Source organism: Rahnella sp. PCH160, from assembly GCF_047784855.1.
In the GTDB taxonomy this organism is placed as follows: Bacteria; Pseudomonadota; Gammaproteobacteria; order Enterobacterales; family Enterobacteriaceae; genus Rahnella.
Map to the genome: position 1 here is coordinate 4,522,147 of NZ_JBLOGT010000001.1, position 21,244 is coordinate 4,543,390.

The 21,244-nt window shown below is 52.0% G+C and carries 21 protein-coding genes; 20 read left to right on the forward strand and 1 reads right to left on the reverse strand.

All coding sequences use genetic code 11. The features are described from left to right. Positions 1-40: 40 nt before the first annotated feature. The 8 genes from ACM5QY_RS21130 (at position 41) to ACM5QY_RS21165 (ending at position 7,780) form a co-directional block, all read left to right on the forward strand. A complete protein-coding gene (locus ACM5QY_RS21130) occupies positions 41-1,117 on the forward strand; it encodes a PhoH family protein (RefSeq protein WP_416122542.1) in 1,077 nt (358 codons plus the stop codon). Then, on the forward strand, positions 1,114-1,587 hold the full coding sequence (gene ybeY / locus ACM5QY_RS21135; protein ID WP_416122543.1) for an rRNA maturation RNase YbeY: 474 nt from the start codon (positions 1,114-1,116) through the stop codon (positions 1,585-1,587). Before ACM5QY_RS21130 ends, ybeY begins: the two co-directional genes overlap by 4 nt. A 111-nt stretch (positions 1,588-1,698) precedes the next feature. Then, positions 1,699-2,577 carry a CNNM family magnesium/cobalt transport protein CorC gene (corC, locus tag ACM5QY_RS21140; protein WP_104922931.1) on the forward strand — a complete coding sequence of 293 codons (879 nt, stop codon included), beginning with the start codon at positions 1,699-1,701 and terminating at the stop codon, positions 2,575-2,577. 7 nt (positions 2,578-2,584) lie between these two features. Beyond that, on the forward strand, positions 2,585-4,114 hold the full coding sequence (gene lnt, locus ACM5QY_RS21145) for an apolipoprotein N-acyltransferase (protein ID WP_416122544.1): 1,530 nt from the start codon (positions 2,585-2,587) through the stop codon (positions 4,112-4,114). 438 nt (positions 4,115-4,552) lie between these two features. Continuing rightward, positions 4,553-5,449, forward strand: coding sequence for an amino acid ABC transporter substrate-binding protein (locus tag ACM5QY_RS21150; protein ID WP_416122545.1), 897 nt, complete (start codon positions 4,553-4,555; stop codon positions 5,447-5,449). Positions 5,450-5,637: 188 nt separating this feature from the next. After that, entirely contained in the window at positions 5,638-6,378 is a 741-nt protein-coding gene (locus ACM5QY_RS21155; protein ID WP_416122546.1) for an amino acid ABC transporter permease, read from the forward strand. 2 nt (positions 6,379-6,380) lie between these two features. Further along, positions 6,381-7,058: a glutamate/aspartate ABC transporter permease GltK gene (gltK, locus tag ACM5QY_RS21160; RefSeq protein ID WP_416122547.1), complete on the forward strand. Its 678-nt coding sequence runs from the start codon at positions 6,381-6,383 to the stop codon at positions 7,056-7,058. After that, on the forward strand, positions 7,055-7,780 hold the full coding sequence (locus ACM5QY_RS21165; protein ID WP_104922936.1) for an amino acid ABC transporter ATP-binding protein: 726 nt from the start codon (positions 7,055-7,057) through the stop codon (positions 7,778-7,780). Before gltK ends, ACM5QY_RS21165 begins: the two co-directional genes overlap by 4 nt. Positions 7,781-7,830: 50 nt before the next feature. On the opposite strand, the gene ACM5QY_RS21170 is transcribed toward ACM5QY_RS21165, so the two are convergent. Beyond that, positions 7,831-8,328: a zinc ribbon-containing protein gene (locus ACM5QY_RS21170; RefSeq protein ID WP_104922937.1), complete on the reverse strand. Its 498-nt coding sequence runs from the start codon at positions 8,326-8,328 to the stop codon at positions 7,831-7,833. A gap of 268 nt (positions 8,329-8,596) precedes the next feature. On the opposite strand from ACM5QY_RS21170, the gene leuS reads away from it, so the two are divergent. The 12 genes from leuS (at position 8,597) to lipB (ending at position 21,242) form a co-directional block, all read left to right on the forward strand. Then, a complete protein-coding gene (leuS, locus tag ACM5QY_RS21175) occupies positions 8,597-11,179 on the forward strand; it encodes a leucine--tRNA ligase (RefSeq protein ID WP_416122548.1) in 2,583 nt (860 codons plus the stop codon). Positions 11,180-11,193: 14 nt separating this feature from the next. After that, entirely contained in the window at positions 11,194-11,823 is a 630-nt protein-coding gene (lptE, locus tag ACM5QY_RS21180; RefSeq protein ID WP_416122549.1) for an LPS assembly lipoprotein LptE, read from the forward strand. After that, the gene (gene holA / locus ACM5QY_RS21185; RefSeq protein WP_416122550.1) at positions 11,820-12,860 is read left to right on the forward strand and encodes a DNA polymerase III subunit delta; all 1,041 of its coding nucleotides are present in this window, start codon (positions 11,820-11,822) and stop codon (positions 12,858-12,860) included. Before lptE ends, holA begins: the two co-directional genes overlap by 4 nt. A gap of 14 nt (positions 12,861-12,874) precedes the next feature. Further along, on the forward strand, positions 12,875-13,552 hold the full coding sequence (nadD, locus tag ACM5QY_RS21190; RefSeq protein WP_416122551.1) for a nicotinate-nucleotide adenylyltransferase: 678 nt from the start codon (positions 12,875-12,877) through the stop codon (positions 13,550-13,552). Positions 13,553-13,758: 206 nt separating this feature from the next. Then, positions 13,759-14,076, forward strand: coding sequence for a ribosome silencing factor (gene rsfS / locus ACM5QY_RS21195; protein WP_104922942.1), 318 nt, complete (start codon positions 13,759-13,761; stop codon positions 14,074-14,076). A 3-nt stretch (positions 14,077-14,079) separates the two neighbouring features. Next, positions 14,080-14,550: a 23S rRNA (pseudouridine(1915)-N(3))-methyltransferase RlmH gene (gene rlmH / locus ACM5QY_RS21200; protein WP_013576495.1), complete on the forward strand. Its 471-nt coding sequence runs from the start codon at positions 14,080-14,082 to the stop codon at positions 14,548-14,550. Positions 14,551-14,588: 38 nt separating this feature from the next. Continuing rightward, positions 14,589-16,493 (forward strand): peptidoglycan DD-transpeptidase MrdA, encoded by a 1,905-nt coding sequence (mrdA, locus tag ACM5QY_RS21205; RefSeq protein WP_416122552.1) that lies wholly within the window; start codon positions 14,589-14,591, stop codon positions 16,491-16,493. A gap of 6 nt (positions 16,494-16,499) precedes the next feature. Then, positions 16,500-17,612 carry a peptidoglycan glycosyltransferase MrdB gene (gene mrdB, locus ACM5QY_RS21210; RefSeq protein ID WP_416122553.1) on the forward strand — a complete coding sequence of 371 codons (1,113 nt, stop codon included), beginning with the start codon at positions 16,500-16,502 and terminating at the stop codon, positions 17,610-17,612. A gap of 9 nt (positions 17,613-17,621) precedes the next feature. Continuing rightward, positions 17,622-18,746 (forward strand): endolytic peptidoglycan transglycosylase RlpA, encoded by a 1,125-nt coding sequence (gene rlpA / locus ACM5QY_RS21215; protein WP_416122554.1) that lies wholly within the window; start codon positions 17,622-17,624, stop codon positions 18,744-18,746. Between the two features lie 154 nt (positions 18,747-18,900). Then, the gene (gene dacA / locus ACM5QY_RS21220) at positions 18,901-20,109 is read left to right on the forward strand and encodes a D-alanyl-D-alanine carboxypeptidase DacA (protein ID WP_416122555.1); all 1,209 of its coding nucleotides are present in this window, start codon (positions 18,901-18,903) and stop codon (positions 20,107-20,109) included. 113 nt (positions 20,110-20,222) lie between these two features. Continuing rightward, positions 20,223-20,486, forward strand: a complete 264-nt coding sequence (ybeD, locus tag ACM5QY_RS21225; protein ID WP_104922946.1) for a DUF493 family protein YbeD — start codon at positions 20,223-20,225, stop codon at positions 20,484-20,486. Positions 20,487-20,558: 72 nt separating this feature from the next. Beyond that, positions 20,559-21,242, forward strand: coding sequence for a lipoyl(octanoyl) transferase LipB (lipB, locus tag ACM5QY_RS21230; protein WP_416122556.1), 684 nt, complete (start codon positions 20,559-20,561; stop codon positions 21,240-21,242). Positions 21,243-21,244 lie beyond the last annotated feature (2 nt).

Here is a 21,244-nt window from a genome sequence, read left to right on the forward strand (position 1 = left end):
ATAGAACGTCCCTGAAGTATGAAGGGTAAACCGGTCCAGAGTGACCCAAAGGATAAGTTTGAACGTTGTAACACAAGAGATTTTGCTGGAGCCCGAAGACAATCAGCGTTTGCTGAGCCTGTGCGGGCCGTTTGATGACAATATCAAACAACTGGAACGCCGGTTGGGCGTTGAAATCAACCGTCGTGATAACGCATTTAAACTTGTTGGTAAGAGTCTGCCGGTTGCGGCAGCCGCAGATATTTTGCGCGACTTATACGTAGATACCGCGCCGCTGCGTGGTGAGATTCAGGATATCAATCCTGAAAAAATCCATCTGGCGATCAAAGAAAGTCGCGTGCTTGAGCAAACGGCTGAAAGCGTGCCTGATTTTGGCAAATCGGTCATCATTAAAACCAAACGCGGTATGGTCAAACCGCGTACGCCGAATCAGGCGCAGTACATTGCCAATATCTTCGACCACGACATTACTTTCGGGATTGGCCCTGCCGGAACCGGGAAAACCTATCTTGCTGTTGCCGCTGCCGTGGATGCGCTGGAGCGTCAGGAAGTGCGCCGCATTCTGCTGACGCGCCCTGCCGTTGAAGCCGGTGAAAAACTGGGCTTCCTGCCGGGCGATCTCAGCCAGAAGGTTGACCCGTATTTGCGCCCGCTGTATGACGCACTGTTTGAGATGCTGGGCTTTGAGAAAGTTGAAAAACTGATTGAGCGTAACGTCATTGAAGTGGCTCCGCTGGCGTACATGCGTGGCCGTACCCTGAATGACGCTTTTATCATCCTTGATGAAAGCCAGAATACCTCCATCGAACAGATGAAGATGTTTCTGACCCGTATTGGTTTTAACTCCAAAGCGGTGATCACCGGTGACGTGACGCAAATCGACTTGCCTCGCCATCAGAAATCCGGCCTGCGCCACGCCATTGAAGTGCTGTCGTCCGTCGAAGAACTCAGCTTTAACTTTTTCCACAGTGAGGACGTTGTCCGTCATCCGGTTGTCGCACGAATTGTTGTAGCTTACGAAGCGTGGGAAGAAGAAGACCAGAAACGTCGCGATGCGATTGCCGCAGAGCGTAAACATGAATATCAAAACAACGCATCCCAGCAGGTCAGTCAATGAATACGGTAATCCTCGATTTACAAATCGCCTGTGAAGAAAACGCAGGCTTACCGTCAGAAAATGACTTCCAGACCTGGCTGGAAGCCGTGCTTCCTCAGTTTCAGGAAGAATCGGAAGTGACAATCCGTCTGGTCGATATCCCGGAAAGCCATGAATTAAACATGACTTATCGTGGCATGGATAAACCGACCAACGTGTTATCCTTCCCGTTCGAAGCACCTCCTGGCATGGAAATGCCGCTGCTCGGCGACCTGATTATTTGTCGTCAGGTGGTTGAGAAGGAAGCTAAAGAGCAGGAAAAAGAACTTTTGGCTCACTGGGCGCATATGGTTATTCACGGCAGTTTGCATTTGCTGGGCTATGACCATATCGTTGATGACGAAGCCGAAGAGATGGAAGCGATTGAAACTGAAATCATGCAAGGTCTGGGTTATCCTGACCCTTATATTTCAGAAAAAGAAGACAACTGAGATTAGCCCGGATTCATACAACGCCTGCTACGGAGATCATTCTCCCGCAGGCGTTTCAGGCTAAGAGTTGATCATAATGACCACCAACACGAGAAAACAAAACCAAACGCCATGAGCGATGACCATTCACAAAACAGTGACAGCCCCAGTCCCAAGAAGGGCTTCTTTTCCCTTATCCTTAACCAGCTCTTTCACGGTGAACCTAAAAACCGTGGCGATTTGGTTGAACTGATCCGTGACTCAGAACAAAACGATCTGATCGACCCCGATACCCGTGACATGCTGGAAGGCGTGATGGATATCGCCGAACAGCGCGTCCGGGACATCATGATCCCCCGTTCCCAGATGATCACGCTCAAACGCAATCAGCCGCTGGAAGAGTGCCTCGATGTCATCATCGAATCCGCACACTCCCGTTTCCCGGTGATCAGCGAAGATAAGGATCACATTGAAGGCATCCTGATGGCCAAAGACCTGCTGCCGTTTATGCGCACCACGTCTGAGCCATTCAGCATTGATAAAGTGCTGAGAACCGCCGTGGTGGTTCCTGAAAGCAAACGTGTTGACCGCATGCTGAAGGAGTTTCGCTCCCAGCGTTACCATATGGCGATTGTTGTCGATGAATTCGGCGGCGTATCAGGCCTGGTCACTATAGAAGATATCCTCGAACTGATTGTCGGCGAAATTGACGATGAGTATGACGAAGCTGAAGATCTGGATATCCGCCAGCTTAGCCGCCATACCTACACCGTCCGCGCGCTGGCACCGATTGAAGATTTTAATGAAGTCTTCCAGACCCATTACAGTGACGACGAAGTCGATACGATTGGTGGTCTGGTGATGCAGTCCTTCGGCCATTTACCGGCACGAGGCGAAAGCATTGAAATTGACGGTTACCTGTTCAAGGTTGCGATGGCCGACAGCCGCCGTATTATTCAGGTTCATGTAAAAATACCGGACGACGCGCCGCAACCGAAACTGGAAGAATAAATACTCCATGGCAATTGCCTCTTTATATCAACGCCAGCGGGTTCGCGCCCTGCTGGCGCTCTTATTCGGTGCCTGTGGCACACTCGCTTTCTCTCCTTATGATTTCTGGCCTGCCGCTATCGTCTCACTCTGCGGTCTGCTGGCATTAACGTTGGATCGCCGTCCGGCGCAATCGGCGTGTATTGGTTTTTTCTGGGGATTTGGCCTGTTTGGAACTGGCGTTAACTGGGTTTATGTCAGCATCGCCACCTTTGGCGGTATGCCGGAAGCCATCAACCTGTTCCTGGTGATTTTGCTGGCGGCTTACCTGTCGCTTTACACCCTGCTGTTTGCCGCTTTTTTCAGTAAACTGTGGCCGAAAACCACCTGGTGGAAACTGGCGATTGCCGCGCCTGCGCTGTGGCAGATTACCGAATTCCTTCGCGGTTGGGTGCTGACCGGTTTCCCGTGGCTTGAATTTGGTTACAGCCAGATTAATGGCCCGCTGAAAGGTCTTGCGCCAATCACAGGTGTAAACGGCATTACGCTTTTACTGACATCCCTGAGCGGTCTGCTGGTTTATGCGATTTACCAGCGCCGGAAAGTGCCGGGTATTGTTGCGCTGGCGATGCTGCTGCTGCCATGGCCGCTACGCTATATTCACTGGTATCAGGAACAGCCGGAGAAAGCTGTCGATGTTGCGCTGGTTCAGGGCAATATTCCGCAGTCCATGAAATGGGATCCGAAGGCGCTGGAAAGCGCGCTGCAAACGTATCTGGATCTCAGCCGTCCTTATCTCGGTAAATCCAGCATGATCATCTGGCCGGAATCCGCGATTTCAGACATTGAATCCGACCAGCAGGCTTTCCTGAGCATGGTGGATAATATCTACCGTTCGCACGGGACTCAGCTGATCACCGGGATTATCGACGCACGCCGTAACGAAGAAGGCATGAAAGTGTATAACAGCGCTATCGTGCTGGGTGGTGAACAGACTTATCACTATCCGGACGACAACCGCTTCAACAAGCATCATCTGGTGCCGTTCGGTGAGTTCGTTCCTCTGGAAAGGGTTTTGCGCCCTCTCGCTCCGTTCTTCGATCTGCCGATGTCGGGCCTGACCAGCGGCGATTATGTGCAGAAACCTTTGTTTGTCAGCGGCCTCAATCTGACTACCGCCATTTGTTATGAAGTGGTATTTGGTGAACAGGTGCGTGACAACATGCGGCCTGACACCAATTTCCTGCTGACCATTTCCAACGATGCCTGGTTCGGACACTCGATTGGCCCGTGGCAGCATTTCCAGATGGCACGCATGCGTTCACTGGAGTTAGGTCGTCCTTTATTGCGCAGTACCAACAATGGCATTACCGCCGTAGTGAATGCGCAGGGTGATGTGACGGCTGAAATTCCGCAGTTTACCCGTCAGGTGCTGAACGTGAAGGTTACGCCGACAACCGGTATGACGCCGTATGCGCGCGTTGGCTGGTGGCCGGTGTGGATAGTGACGCTCATCATGGCTGTCGCGGCACTGTGGCTGGGCCGTCGTAAAAACTGAATTGTCACAATTCCTCTTTAAATCAGGCGTCTTCGGGCGCCTGAACTGTTTTGTCGCATTCCTTTTTTCATTCTCATCATCGCCCCCTTTTACCTGCTGCCGTTTGTCATAAACCCGGCATTAAGCGCTGATTATCTGACCGGCGATGAAGTTAAATCAGGCTTTCTGGCATGACTCTTGCTACATCTAATTGAAAGATATCTGATTAGTTACTTTTTATGACAGCGTGCATTATTTTGGAACAAAAAGGCTATTCCTCGTGCACCTTTCAGGTGCACGGCCCGTTAGTTGCTTTTAATTGGTGCGTGTCTCGTCTCAAAAAAGAAACAATGTGGTTTCATAAAATTCACATTCAGTTATTTTCTAGCTTCATATGACGAGGCATTAGTACTTTCTGATCCCTGAGTTTGGATCCCTAATGACAGCAAGGAGTTGGACATGCAATTGCGCAAATTGGCGTTATCCGTAGTGTTGACAAGTGTTGCCGTAAGCAGCTTTGCTCACGCAGAAGAACTGACCGGCACCCTGAAGAAAATCAAAGACAATGGCGTCATCGTGGTAGGTCACCGCGAATCCTCCGTGCCATTCTCTTACTACAACAACGAACAGAAAGTCGTCGGTTATTCACAGGATTACTCTGACGCCATCGTTGATGCGGTGAAGAAAAAACTGAACCTGCCAAACCTGCAGGTCAAAATGATGCCAATCACCTCACAGAACCGTATTCCGCTGCTGCAAAACGGCACCTATGATTTTGAGTGTGGCTCAACCACCAACAATCTTGAACGCCAGCAGCAAGCCGCGTTCTCAGACACTATCTTTGTTATCGGCACCCGTCTGTTAGTGAAGAAAGGGTCTGAAATTAAAGATTTCGCTGACCTGAAAGGCAAAACCGTTGTTGTCACTTCCGGGACAACGTCTGAAGTGTTGCTCAACAAGCTTAACGAAGAGAAGAAACTGGACCTGCGCATCATCAGTGCGAAAGACCACGGCGACTCCTTCCGTACGCTGGAAACCGGGCGTGCTGTTGCGTTCATGATGGATGATGCTCTGTTAGCCGGTGAACGTGCGAAAGCCAAACAGCCTGACAACTGGGTCATTCTCGGCACGCCGCAGTCAAAAGAAGCGTATGGCTGCATGATGCGTAAAGATGATGCTGAGTTCAAAAAACTGGTCGATGACACCATCGTGAAAGCACAGACTTCCGGTGAAGCAACCAAGTGGTTTGAAACCTGGTTCAAAAAACCTATTCCTCCGAAGAATCTGAACATGAACTTTGAACTGTCTGACGATATGAAAGCCCTGTACAAAGCGCCAAACGACAAAGCACTGTAAGAAATACCAGACAGACGGGTATAACCAAGAGAAGTGTAGTTAAAGAATAAGGCTGGACCACCAGCCTGTGATGATGCAGACCGGATGCGGGGCGGTCGTTCCCCACCCCGCATTTCCTCCCATTCATTTTCACGCGGATCACGTCATCACTCAGATGGGTAGTTGATTGCCCGGTTTACGGAGTTTTTATGTCAATAGATTGGAACTGGGGCATATTCCTGCAACAAGCCCCCTTTGGGAATACCACCTACCTGGGCTGGATTTGGAATGGATTTCAGGTCACCGTCGCGCTGTCGATTTGCGCCTGGAACATCGCGTTTTTCGTCGGTTCACTCTTCGGGATACTGCGTACCGTTCCTAACCGCATTCTTTCGGGCATGGGCACCTGTTACGTTGAACTTTTCCGTAACGTGCCGCTCATTGTGCAATTCTTCATCTGGTATCTGGTTGTGCCTGAACTGCTGCCGGAAAATATCGGCATGTGGTTTAAATCAGAACTGGCACCGAATGTGCAATTCTTTACCTCGTCAATGATCTGCCTTGGTCTGTTCACCGCTGCCCGCGTGTGCGAGCAGGTGCGTGCGGCCATTCAGTCACTGCCTCGCGGTCAGCGCAATGCCGGGCTGGCAATGGGCCTGACGTTGCCTCAAACCTACCGTTATGTTCTGCTGCCGAACGCTTATCGCGTGATCGTGCCACCGATGACATCCGAAATGGTTAACCTGGTGAAAAACTCAGCCATTGCGTCAACTATCGGTCTGGTGGATATGGCGGCACAAGCCGGCAAATTACTTGATTACTCCGCTCATGCGTATGAATCCTTTACTGCGATTACCGTTGCCTACGTCCTTATCAATGCCGTCATCATGTTCCTGATGCATTTTGTTGAACGTAAAGTCCGCCTGCCGGGCAACATGGGAGGTAAATAAGAATGCATGAATTTGACTGGAGTTCTATCGGCCCCGGCCTGCCCTATTTGTGGCAAGGCATGGTCGTCACCCTGAAAATCACGTCGCTGGCGATTGTGGTCGGTATCCTCTGGGGTACTCTGCTGGCGGTGATGCGCCTGTCGACATTCAGACCTGTGCGTTGGTTTGCGTCGGCCTACGTCAATCTGTTCCGCGCCGTTCCGCTGGTGATGGTGCTGTTGTGGTTCTACCTGATTGTGCCCGGCTTCCTGCAAAAAGTGCTCGGATTATCCCCTAAAACGGATATCCGCCTGATTTCAGCGATGGTCGCCTTTGCCCTGTTTGAAGCGGCCTATTATTCCGAAATCATTCGCGCCGGGATTATCAGCATTGCCCGCGGGCAGTCTTCCGCCGCACTGGCGCTGGGCATGACCCAATGGCAGTCCATGCAACTGGTGATTCTGCCGCAGGCCTTCCGCGCGATGGTGCCCCTGTTGCTGACACAGGCCATTGTTTTATTCCAGGATACCTCGCTGGTTTATGTTCTGGGCCTCGCCGACTTCTTCCGCAGCGCATCCAACATCGGCGACCGTGACGGTACGCTGGTTGAGATGGTGCTGTTTGCAGGACTTATTTACTTTGTTATCAGCCTTTCCGCTTCCTTGCTGGTGCGTTATTTGAAGAAAAGGACCGTTTCATGATTTCACTGAAGAATGTTTCTAAATGGTACGGGCAGTTCCAGGTGCTGACCGATTGCAGCACCGAAGTTAAAAAAGGTGAAGTTGTGGTCGTTTGCGGGCCTTCCGGGTCGGGTAAATCAACACTGATTAAAACCGTGAACGGGCTTGAGCCGATTCAGAAAGGCGAAATCCTGGTCAACGGTACGCCGGTCAATGACAAGAAAACCAATCTGGCGCAACTGCGCGCGAAAGTCGGCATGGTATTCCAGCATTTTGAGCTGTTCCCGCATTTGTCTATCATCGATAACCTGACGCTGGCGCAGGTGAAAGTACTTAAACGCGATAAAGCAGCATCGAAAGAAAAAGGATTAAAATTGCTGGAGCGCGTCGGTTTATCCGCTCATGCCAACAAATTCCCCGGCCAGCTTTCCGGCGGGCAGCAGCAGCGTGTGGCTATCGCCCGCGCACTGTGTATGGATCCGATCGCCATGTTGTTTGACGAACCGACCTCAGCGCTTGACCCGGAGATGATCAACGAAGTGCTGGACGTGATGGTTGAGCTGGCAAACGAAGGCATGACTATGATGGTGGTGACCCACGAAATGGGCTTTGCCCGTAAAGTCGCGAACCGCGTGATTTTCATGGACGAAGGGAAGATCGTGGAAGACCGTAATAAAGACGACTTTTTCAATAATCCGGAATCTGATCGCGCCCGCGATTTCCTGGCGAAAATCCTGCACTAAAAGTGTTTATTGCCCGCTGCCGGTTTGATGGGAAGCGGGCAAATTAAACATCACGGTTCAAACGGGCGACGGCTGAACTCAGTATTCCCGCATTTTGGACATTTACTCAGAATTTCCGGCGTATACACCGCTAAGTGGAAATGACAGTTTTCACACACCAGATTCCCCAGACCGACCACTTCCCCGCTGTGATAAATGCCGTGATGGCTGACGTCTTTAAACATCTCTTTCCATTCCAGCTGAGTTTTGTCCGTCAAATCCGCCAGCTCTTTCCACAGGCTTTCTTTAATCACGCGCAGAAACACGCTGTCGGTTCCGTCATCCTCAGCCACAACGCGCTGGCTCTCGCCGTAACTGCGCGCAAACTCATGCAGATCACGTCTGACGGCCGACGTTAACTGTTCAATTTGAATTTCTGACAGTTTGCCTTCATCTTGCAGACGGACACGGGCATCCTGCACCAGTGCGCTGATATCACGTTCGCCATTTTTTAACCGCTCGGTCAGCGAAGACACTAACTGGCGGTAAGATTGCGTAATATTGCTCATAACTTCCTCTCCTTGAACTGACATGACCGTTTGCCCGGCGGGAGCGTATTGTCTTTATTTTAGACGTAAATCCCTGATACGTTGCGCAGATTATCTCGGGCTGGCTCGCAGATTATGAATAATGCGCCAGAAGAAGGCAGAAATCCCCGTTAGCCCTTCAGCGGGTGTTGTTGCACCCTCCGCTTATCAGCTATGCTATGCGGATCTTTTGATTAAAACTTTTTGAGCTACAGCGTAGCTGTTTTCACTCACAGGACCACCGGCCGCCATGCAAGAGCAATACCGTCCAGAAGACATTGAGTCACACGTTCAGCTTCACTGGCAAGAGAAGCAAACCTTCAAAGTTACCGAACAGCCTGGTAAGGAGAAATATTACTGTCTCTCCATGTTGCCTTATCCGTCAGGCCGTCTCCACATGGGACACGTGCGCAACTACACCATCGGTGACGTGATTTCCCGTTACCAGCGTATGCTCGGTAAAAATGTCCTGCAGCCTATCGGCTGGGATGCATTCGGCCTGCCAGCCGAAGGTGCGGCGGTGAAAAACAACACAGCACCGGCGCCGTGGACTTACGAAAATATCGAATACATGAAGAACCAGCTAAAACTGCTGGGCTTCGGCTATGACTGGGATCGCGAAGTCGCGACCTGCAAACCGGATTACTACCGTTGGGAACAGTGGTTCTTCACCAAGCTTTATGAAAAAGGCCTGGTTTATAAGAAGACTTCCGCCGTTAACTGGTGCCCGCATGACCTGACCGTTCTGGCGAATGAACAGGTTATCGACGGTTGCTGCTGGCGTTGTGACACCAAGGTTGAGCGTAAAGAAATTCCACAGTGGTTTATCAAAATCACCGATTACGCCGATCAGCTGCTTAACGATCTGGACACGCTGGAAAGCTGGCCTGAGCAGGTTAAGACCATGCAGCGTAACTGGATTGGCCGTTCCGAAGGTGTCGAAATCACTTTCGACGTGGCAGACAGCGACGAAAAAGTCACGGTTTACACCACCCGTCCTGATACCTTTATGGGCGCGACCTACGTGGCTGTTGCCGCCGGTCATCCGCTGGCACAACAGGGCGCAATCAATAATCCGGCCCTGAAAGATTTCATCGACGAATGCCGCAATACCAAAGTTGCCGAAGCAGAAATGGCAACGATGGAGAAAAAAGGCATGGCAACGGGCCTGTATGCGGTTCATCCGCTGTTAGGTGAAAAACTGCCGGTCTGGGTAGCCAACTTTGTCCTGATGGAATACGGCACAGGGGCTGTAATGGCCGTTCCGGGCCACGACCAGCGCGACTGGGAGTTTGCGACAAAATATAACCTGCAGATTAAGCCAGTTATCCTGAACCTGGATGGCAGTCAGCCGGACGTCACCGCAGAAGCCATGACCGAAAAAGGCACACTGTTTAATTCCGGTGAGTTCGACGGTCTGAATCACGAAGACGGCTTCAACGCGATTGCCGACAAACTGGTCGCGCAGGGTGTGGGCCAGCGTAAAGTCAACTATCGTCTGCGCGACTGGGGGGTTTCCCGTCAGCGTTACTGGGGTGCGCCAATCCCGATGATCACGCTGGAAGACGGTACCGTTATCCCGACACCAGAAGATCAACTGCCGGTTATCCTGCCGGAAGATGTCGTCATGGACGGCATCACCAGCCCGATTAAAGCCGATCCTGAGTGGGCAAAAACCACCGTGAACGGTATGCCGGGTTTGCGTGAAACCGACACCTTTGACACCTTCATGGAATCTTCCTGGTACTACGCGCGCTACACCTGCCCGCAATATGACGAAGGTATGCTTGATCCGGCTGCCGCGAACTACTGGCTGCCGGTTGATCAGTATGTCGGGGGGATCGAACACGCCATCATGCACCTGATGTATTTCCGCTTCTTCCACAAACTGATGCGCGATGCAGGTCTGGTTGACTCTGACGAACCGGCTAAACGCCTGCTGTGCCAGGGTATGGTTCTGGCTGATGCGTTTTACTACACCGGTAACGGCGGCGAGCGCGTCTGGGTTTCTCCGGCTGATGCGACCGTTGAGCGTGACGAAAAAGGGCGTATCACCAAAGCCACCGATCCGCAGGGCCGCGAGCTGGTGTATGCCGGCATGAGCAAGATGTCCAAGTCTAAAAACAACGGCATCGACCCGCAGGTGATGGTGGATAAATACGGCGCAGATACCGTTCGTCTGTTCATGATGTTCGCTTCTCCGGCAGAAATGACGCTGGAATGGCAGGAATCAGGCGTAGAAGGGGCAAACCGCTTCCTGAAGCGTGTCTGGAAACTGGCTTATGAGCATTCAGAAAAAGGCCCGACCGTTGTACTTGATGCCGCTTCCCTGAACGAAGCGCAAAAAGATCTGCGTCGTGACCTGCACAAAACCATCGCCAAAGTCACCGACGATATTGGCCGTCGTCAGACCTTCAACACGGCAATCGCCGCGGTGATGGAACTGATGAATAAAATGGGCCGCGCACCACAGGAAACTGAACAGGATCGCGCTCTGTTGCAGGAAGCGCTGCTGGCGGTGGTTCGCATGCTTTATCCGTTCACCCCGCACGTTTGCTTCAGCCTCTGGCAGTCGCTGAACGGTGCAGGTGATGTGGATACCGCACCGTGGCCACAGGCTGATGAGCAGGCTATGGTGGAAGATTCCAAACTGGTCGTTGTGCAGGTGAATGGTAAAGTACGTGCTAAAATCACCGTAGCCGCTGATGCTACTGAGCAACAAGTGCGCGAGCGTGCGGCAGAAGAACATTTGGTCGCTAAATATCTGGATGGGGTTACGGTCCGCAAAGTAATCTACGTCCCGGGCAAACTGCTTAACCTGGTTGTAGGTTGAGTCAAGGAGGATCTGTGCGACATCCTATAATGACGCTGCTGCTGACAGCAGCAGTGCTGGTGACAGCAGGCTGTGGTTTTCACCTACGTGGAAAAACCAATGTTCCGGACGAACTGAGAACCATCGTTCTGGACAGTAGTGACCCTTATGGCCCGTTGACACGTGACATCCATACTCAGCTGCGTCTGAGTAACGTGACCATCGTGGATGACCCGACGACTCAGCAGCGTAAGGATATCCCTTCACTGCGTATCGGTGGTGAATCAACGGGCAAAAATACTGCGTCAATCTTCCAGGACGGTAAAACGGCTGAATACCAGATGGAAATGAATGTCAGCGCAACGGTTCTGATGCCGGGTAAAGATCTCTATCCGATCCATGTGAAAGTGTTCCGCTCCTTCTTTGACAACCCGTTAACGGCACTGGCGAAAGATAACGAGCAGGACATTATTCTGGAAGAGATGCGCCAGCAGGCGGCTCAACAGCTGATTCGTAAGTTGCTGACGGTACATGCGTCAGAACTGCGGAAAGCGGATGAAGTGAATGGAACGGTAGAAGTCATTTCTACCCGATCATCTGCCAGCAAGTCGTATGATACCTCTGAGGTATCGGCTCCGGCTCCGGCCAGCACTTCCGCAAAATGATCCGAATTTATCCGGAACAACTTGCAGCGCAGCTCCGTGAGGGGCTGCGCGCTTGTTATCTGTTATGTGGAAACGATCCTCTGCTCTTGCAGGAAAGTCAGGACAGCATCCGCAAAGCGGCGCAGCTTTCTGATTTTCAGGAGCACTACACTTTTGTTCTCGACGCTCATACCGAATGGGAGTCAGTTTTCAGTATCTGCCAGGCATTGAGCCTGTTTGCCAGCCGGCAAACGCTGATGCTGATGTTGCCTGATAATGGCCCGACTGCGCCGATGGCAGAACAATTGCTCAAGCTGACGACCCTTTTGCACGACGATATCCTACTGTTGCTGCGCGGAACCAGGCTGACCAAAGCGCAGGAAAACAGCGCATGGTTTAAAGCGCTGAGTGATAAAGGCGTGTTTGTCAGTTGTCAGACACCGGAACAGGCACAGCTTCCGCGCTGGGTCACCCGTCGTGCTCAGGCGTTATCACTTGAACTGGATGAACCGGCAAACCAGCTTTTGTGTTATTGCTACGAAGGCAATCTGCTGGCGTTAGCCCAGTCTCTCGAACGGCTTTCCCTGCTTTACCCGGACGGGAAACTCACGCTGCCCCGCGTGGAAACGGCCGTCAACGACGCCGCGCACTTTACCCCATATCACTGGCTGGATGCGCTGCTTGCCGGTAAAAGCAAACGCGCCTGGCATATTTTGCGTCAGCTACAGCAGGAAGACAGCGAACCGGTTATCCTGTTGCGAACCGTGCAACGTGAACTTCTGATGCTGCTTAATCTGAAGCGTAAAATGGACTCGACGCCTTTACGCACGCTCTTTGATCAGCAAAAAGTCTGGCAAAACCGCCGCCCGCTGGTGACGCAGGCGCTACAACGTTTATCGCTCGAACATCTGACTCAGGCTGTTCGGTTGCTGACTCAGATGGAGATCACCCTGAAACAGGATTATGGTCAGTCCGTTTGGGCAGAGCTGGAAAGTCTCTCCATGTTATTGTGTGGAAAACCCCTGCCGACTGATTTTGTAGGTTCGGGTTCGTATTGAAGCAGGACACCGGTATGCCACTCAACACATCACATTCTTCCTCGCGCCCGGCCCGGTTACTGGCTTTCTTCGGCGGAACCTTTGATCCGATTCATTACGGGCACCTGAAACCTGTGACCAGCCTGGCTAAACAGGCCGGATTTGATCAGGTCATATTATTGCCCAATAACGTACCGCCCCATCGTCCGCAGCCGGAAGCCAGTTCTCTCCAGCGTCTGCATATGGTTGAGCTGGCCGTTGAAGGTAACCCGTTGTTTACGGTGGACTCACGTGAACTGGATGTCGATACGCCGTCCTATACCCTTGAGACACTTGCAACGTTACGTAAAGAACATGGTGATGATTGCCCGCTGGCGTTTATCATTGGCCAGGATTCATTGCTGACTTTGCATAAGTGGCACCGCTGGGAGTCGCTGCTGGATTTCTGTCATCTTGTGGTGATGGCACGTCCGGGATACCAGGAACAGCTCGACACACCGGCGCTGCAACACTGGTACGATACCCACCGGGTGACTGATGCTGAAAATCTGAAACTGAAACCCGCCGGATTCATTTATCAGGCCAATACGCCGTTGCTGGATATTTCAGCGACTGAAATCCGCGAGCGGCGTCATGCGGGGCTTGATTGCTCAGATTTGCTGCCTTCAGCCGTTGAGCGCTATATAGAATCACAGGGCTTGTACCGCGAGTAGCTAACGCGTGGTATACTGCGCCGCTTAATTTCGGCTCTCGATAACGCTGCGTAATCAACCGATACAATGTATTGATTGTTAAACGTTTTCAGTTGTTTTCCTGACAACCGCTATGTTTATCCATCATGAGACGAGCCATTGCTTCGGTGTTTCACCGGCGGCCATCTCGTGAGGCCAACTGTTTCAAACATCCCCAGGGGGAACCTTTGCAAGGTAAAGCGCTCCAAGATTTTGTTGTCGATAAAGTCGATGACCTGAAAGCACAAGACATCATCGCCATTGATGTTAAAGGTAAATCCAGTATTACTGATTGCATGATTATTTGTACCGGGACATCAAGCCGCCACGTAGTGGCTATCGCCGGGCATCTGGTTGAAGAAGTCAAAGCGGTCGGTATGGACGCCATGGGCGTAAAAGGCATTAACGAAGCAGACTGGGTCGTTGTCGATCTGGGCGAAGTGATCGTCCACGTCATGCAGGAAGAAAGCCGTCAGCTTTATGAGCTTGAGAAACTCTGGGGTTAATGCGTGAAACTGCAACTTGTCGCCGTCGGCACAAAAATGCCTGACTGGGTACAAACCGGTTTTAACGATTACCTGCACCGTTTTCCGAAAGATATGCCGTTTGAACTGACTGAAGTTCCGGCAGGGAAACGGGGTAAGAACGCAGATATCAAACGCATTCTTGAAAAAGAAGGCGAGCAGATGCTGGCCGCTGTCGGTAAGGGTAATCGCATCGTGACCCTGGATATTCCGGGCACACCGTGGGAAACCCCGCAACTGGCACAACAACTGGAACGCTGGAAGCAGGATGGACGAAATGTCAGCCTGTTAATCGGCGGCCCGGAAGGGCTGGCTCCGGCCTGTAAAGCCGCAGCGGAACAGAGCTGGTCGCTCTCTCCGTTGACACTTCCTCACCCGCTGGTTCGGGTTCTGGTCGCGGAAAGTCTTTACCGCGCCTGGAGTATTACCACTAATCATCCATACCACCGCGAATAACGGGTGGTGAATGTCAGCAACATGAATTAAGTAGTGGGATGAAAATAGATCGTAACCCTTTTCGCGACTATACGGCTGAATCAGCCCTCTTTGTGCGCCGTGCACTGGTGGCGTTCATCGGCATTCTGCTACTTAGTGGTATCCTGGCTTTCAATTTGTATAACCTGCAAATTGTTCGTTTCCAGGATTATCAGACCCGTTCCAATGATAACCGAATCAAACTGGTGCCGATTGCGCCCAGCCGCGGCATTATCTATGACCGCAACGGAACCCCGCTGGCGCTAAACCGTACTATTTATCAGCTCGAACTTGTGCCCGAAAAGGTCGATGATCTTCAGGCCACGCTCGAAGGTCTGAAGCCTATCGTTGATTTAACGCCGGAAGATATCGACAACTTCAAGAAAGAGCGCCAGCGTTCACGCCGATTTACGTCTATTGCAGTAAAAACAGCGCTGACAGAAGTTCAGGTCGCGCGTTTCTCCGTGAACCAGTTCCATTTCCCCGGCGTGGAAGTCAAAGGTTATCAGCGACGCTATTATCCTTACGGCTCCGCCCTGACGCACGTCATCGGCTATGTGTCGAAAATTAACGATCGTGACGTTGAACGTCTGGATAAAGACGGTCTTCTGGCGAACTACGCCGCCACGCATGATATCGGCAAACTGGGCATCGAACGTTTTTACGAAGACACGCTTCACGGTAAAACCGGCTACGAAGAGGTTGAAGTCAACAACCGTGGCCGGGTGATCCGCCAGTTGCATGAAGAACCCCCTCAGGCCGGGAAAGATATTTATCTGACCATCGACCTGCCATTGCAGCAATATATTGAAGTCCTGCTGACCGGCAGCCGCGCCGCCGTGGTGGTGACTGATCCGCGTGATGGCGCAATCCGCGCGCTGGTATCGAATCCTAGCTATGACCCAAATCTTTTCGTCGACGGGATCTCCAGCAAAGATTACAGCTCGCTGTTAAACGACCCGAACAAACCGCTGATTAACCGTACCACGCAAGGCGTTTATCCGCCGGCGTCCACGGTGAAACCGTATATTTCCGTGTCGGCACTGACGACCGGTGTGATCAACAAAAACACCTCTCTGTTTGACCCCGGCTGGTGGCAGTTACCCGGTTCAGACAAGCGCTACCGTGACTGGAAACACTGGGGTCATGGCCGTCTGAATGTCACCAAAGCCCTCGAAGAATCGGCAGATACCTTCTTCTATCAGGTTGCATATGACATGGGGATTGACCGTCTTTCCGAATGGATGGGGAAATTCGGCTATGGTCAGTACAGTGGTATCGACCTATCCGAAGAGCGCAGCGGCAACATGCCGAACCGCGACTGGAAATTTAAACGCTTTAAAAAGCCCTGGTATCAGGGGGACACTATCCCTGTCGGTATCGGCCAGGGCTACTGGACAGCAACGCCGATTCAAATCATGAAAGCCATGACCACGCTGATTAATGACGGCAATGTTAAAACGCCACATCTGTTGCTAAGCACTAAAGTGGATGGCAAACAGGTGCCGTATAAACAGCAGGAAACCACGCAGATTGGAGATATTCATTCCGGTTATTGGGAAATCGCAAAAGACGGCATGTACGGCGTGGCTAACCGCCCGAACGGTACGGCCCGTAAGTATTTCGCCGATGCGCCTTATAAGGCGGCCGCGAAATCCGGGACAGCACAAGTTTACGGTTTGAAAGCCAATGAAATCTATAATGCGCATAAGATTGCTGAGCATCTGCGTGACCACAAACTGATGACCTCATTCGCGCCGTATGACAAACCGACTGTCGCCGTCGCCGTCGTACTGGAAAATGGGGGCGCAGGCCCGGCAGTCGGGACAATTTCGCGGCAGATACTCGACCATATTTTACTGGGCGATAATACGACACAACTGCCGGCTGACGCACCCGCGCCACCGGGAACTGAAGGTGATTAACCGGCAATGACTGAGAACCAACAAAAAAGATCATTGTGGTCGAAAATGCACATCGACCTGACCATGCTGCTGATCATACTGGCGCTGCTGACGTACAGCGCGTTCGTCATGTGGAGCGCCAGCGGTCAGGACATGGGCATGATGGAACGTAAAATCGGCCAAATCCTGATGGGTCTGGTGATTATGCTGGTGATGGCGCAAATCCCCCCGCGCGTTTATGAAAGCTGGGCACCCTATCTGTATATATTTTGTGTCTTTTTGCTGGTGCTGGTCGATGCGTTCGGCAGTATCAGTAAAGGGGCACAGCGCTGGCTGGATTTAGGGATCATTAAATTCCAGCCTTCGGAACTGGCGAAAATTGCCGTTCCGCTGATGGTCGCGCGCTTCATCAACCGCGATGTGTGCCCGCCGTCACTGAAAAATACAGCCATTGCGCTGGCGCTGATTTTCATTCCTACCCTTCTGGTTGCTGCGCAGCCTGACCTGGGGACGTCAATTCTCATCGCCGCATCCGGCTTATTCGTCTTATTCCTTTCGGGCATGAGCTGGAAACTGATTACCGTCGCGGCCCTTCTGGTTGCCGCCTTTATTCCGATACTGTGGTTCTTCCTGATGCACGATTATCAGCGAGACCGCGTCATGATGCTGCTCGATCCGGAAAGCGATCCGCTGGGCGCGGGCTATCATATTATTCAGTCGAAGATTGCGATTGGCTCCGGCGGTTTCTCCGGCAAAGGCTGGCTGCACGGTACGCAATCCCAACTGGAGTTTTTGCCAGAACGCCATACCGACTTTATCTTTGCCGTATTGGCGGAAGAACTCGGGCTTATCGGCGTACTGGTTCTGCTGGGGCTGTATCTTTGCCTTATCATGCGCGGGCTGGTTATCGCGGCAAATGCGCAAACCACGTTTGGCCGCGTAATGTCCGGTGGTTTGATGTTGATTCTGTTCGTTTATGTGTTTGTTAACATCGGCATGGTCAGTGGTATTGTCCCGGTAGTTGGGGTACCTTTGCCTCTGGTCAGCTATGGCGGGTCAGCACTCATCGTGCTAATGGCAGGGTTTGGTATCGTCATGTCGATACATACTCATCGAAAAATGTTGTCAAAAAACTTATAGAGGTGAGCAATGCGTAAGCAGTGGCTTGGAGCTGTCATTATCGGTTTGCTGTTAAGTGGCTGTGCAACTGACGAAACTCAGCAACAACAACCGGTCCCGCAACAAGCCTACAATGGCCCTGTGGTGGAGATCGGCGGGGCTGATCCGCGTTACGAACCTTATAATCAGGGCACGATGCAGGATTATACCGTCAACGGTAAAACCTATAAAATCGTCAAAGACCCGTCAAACTTCTCACAAGTGGGTCAGGCGGCCTGGTACGGTCAGGAAAATGGCGGCAATACCACCGCGATTGGTGAAGTATTCGACCCAACGGCGATGACTGCGGCGCATCCTACTCTTCCAATACCTAGCTATGTACGCGTCACCAATATGGCGACCGGACGTATGCTGGTGGTTCGCGTCAATGACCGTGGCCCGTATATTCCTGGAAAAATCATTGATTTATCTCAGGCCGCGGCAGACCGTCTGAATCTGACCAACAGCACCAAAGTGCGTGTCGATTTCATCAACGTTGCCCCGGACGGTACGCTGTCAGGCCCTGGCACCATCGGTACGACCGTCGCTAAGCAATCTTATGCCCTGCCATCACGTCCAAGTCTGGGTGCCAGTGAGATGGGCACCCCTACGCTTTCCGCTGAACCGGTGAACACCTCTGACGTGCGTCCGATCAGCAACAGTACGCTGAGCAATCCTAATGCAGCGCCGCTGACCAATGATGCAGACAACAACGGCAATGTACCTGCTGCCACAACGATGTCCGGCAACAGCGGTGGCGGTGGTTTTCTGAGTGCTCCAACGCCATTGCGCGCGGGTGTACTTGAAGGCAGCGCACCGGCAATGCCGGTGGTGACCGCCAGTGCAGCCCCGGTTGCCGCAGCGCCAGCGCATACTGCCGCCATTCCTGGCTCTGGCTTCATGGTGCAGGTAGGCGCGCTGAGCAACGCGCAGAATGCCCAGTTGTGGCAGAAAAGCCTGAGTCAGCGCTTCAACGTTCCGGGCAAAGTGCAGGCAAACGGCAGCACCTACCGCGTTCAGCTTGGGCCATTCAGTACGCGCCAGCAGGCCGTACAGTTGCAGCAACGGCTCGCCAGCGAAGCCCAGCAGCAGTCTTTTGTCACTGCCAGCATGTAATGATGATCCGGGGCTCAGGCCCCGGACTTATAAGCCCCTTTACTTATAGGTAAAAATCAGTAAGCGCCGGTAATCGAAGATGTCTGACTTATGACTCTTCTGCTATAGTGGCGCACGTTTATCACTTACCTCCACGGATGTTGTTGTCCCGATCATGAAACTTGTAAACACTTCACGTTTAGTCAAAAGCCTCGCATTTGGCACCGTTATCACTTTCAGTGCAGCGTCCGCTTATGCCGACGATGTTAATTTAAAAACAATGATCCCTGGCGTTCCGCAGATTGATGCTGAAGCCTACGTCCTGATCGACTACAACTCCGGCAAAGTTTTGGCAGAAATGAATGCCGATGCACGCCGTGACCCTGCCAGCCTGACAAAAATGATGACCAGTTATGTCATCGGTCAGTCCATCAAAGCGGGCAAAATTTCCCCGACCGATATCGTCACCGTCGGTCCGGACGCATGGGCAACGGGCAACCCGGTGTTCAAAGGCTCTTCGCTGATGTTCCTCAAACCCGGCGATCGCGTACCGGTTTCTGAACTCAACCGCGGGATTATTCTGCAATCCGGTAACGACGCCTGTGTGGCAATGGCCGACCACGTAGCCGGAAGTCAGGACGCGTTCGTTGCCATCATGAATAATTACGTGAACGCGTTGGGTCTGAAAAACACCCATTTCGGCACCGTTCATGGTCTTGATGCCGCCGGTCAGTACAGCTCCGCACGCGATATGGCGTTGATCGGACAGGCGCTGATCCGCGATGTGCCGGAAGAGTACGCCACCTACAAAGAAAAAGAATTCACCTTCAACAACATCCGCCAGATGAACCGTAATGGATTGTTGTGGGATAACAGCCTCAGCGTTGATGGCATCAAAACCGGTCATACCGATTCCGCCGGTTATAACCTGGTGGCATCCGCCACTGAAGGCCAGATGCGTCTGATTTCTGCTGTGATGGGCGGCCATACGTATAAGGGCCGTGAAGTTGAGAGCAAAAAACTGCTGACCTGGGGTTTCCGTTTCTTCGAGACCGTTTCTCCCCTGAAAGCAGGTAAAGAATTTGCCTCTGAGCCGGTCTGGTTTGGTGATACTGATCGCGTCGCGCTGGGCGTTGAGAAAGATGCTTACCTGACGATTCCTCGTGGCCGTATGAAAGATTTGAAAGCCAGCTATGTGCTGAATACACCTGAACTGCACGCTCCACTGCAAAAAAACCAGGTTGTGGGTTCAATCAATTTCCAGCTTGATGGCAAAACCATTGATGAACGTCCGCTGGTCGTGATGAACGAAGTGAAAGAAGGCGGTTTCTTCGGTCGCATCGTCGATTATATCAAGCTGATGTTCCACCACTGGTTCGGCTGAGTTGTCTGCTTGAAAAAGTTTGCAACAATCCCCATATAACCGGTATAGATTATAACTCCCGCTTCGGCGGGAGTTATACTTTCAGAGATAATACTTAATACGCTGGAGTGCACATGAAAACCAAACTGAACGAACTGCTCGAATTCCCTTGCTCCTTTACCTACAAAGTAATGGGCCTGGCACAACCCGAGCTGGTGGACCAGGTTGTGGAAGTCGTGCAACGCCATGCGCCTGGCGACTACAATCCTCAGGTAAAACCGAGCAGTAAAGGGAATTACCACTCCGTTTCAATTACGATTACCGCCACCCACATCGATCAGGTTGAAATTCTTTATTCTGAGCTGGGTAATATCGAAATTGTCCGCATGGTGCTGTAAGCCCTTTCTGACCGACTCGCGCGCGCGAAATCCTGTCGCGCGTTTTACCTCTCTCTACTGACGATAACTGCTGTGCAATCACATAATCCGCAAGAACGTATCGTACTCCGCCAGCTTGGCCTTCAGCCCTATGAACCTGTTTCTCAGGCTATGCATCATTTCACTGAGAATCGGAATACCGACTCGCTGGATGAAATCTGGCTGGTTCAGCATCTGCGCGTGTTTACTCAGGGTCAGGCAGGGAAAGCGGAGCACATTTTAGTACCCGGTGATATTCCGGTCATCCAGAGTGATCGCGGCGGTCAGGTCACGTATCACGGACCAGGCCAGCAGGTGATGTACGTGATGGTCGATTTAAAGCGGAAAAAACTGGGCGTTCGCCAGTTAGTAACGGCAATCGAACAAACCGTGGTGGATACGCTTGCGCATTTTTCTATCGATGCCTACCCGCGTGCTGATGCGCCTGGTGTTTATGTCGATGGCAAAAAAATCTGCTCTCTCGGTCTTCGTATTCGTAAAGGCTGCTCATTGCACGGTCTGGCATTGAACATTGATATGGATTTAGAGCCTTTCCACCGGATTAACCCGTGCGGGTATGCCGGTCTGGAAATGACGCAGGCCAGCCTTGAGAAGCCGGGTCTGACCGTCGATCAGGTCATGCCGGTTCTGGTGAAATCGTTCAGACACTGTCTGGATTATCAGCAAGTTGATTGTCTGCCGTGGCAAATCGAGCAATATGCAATTTCCCCGGTCTGATT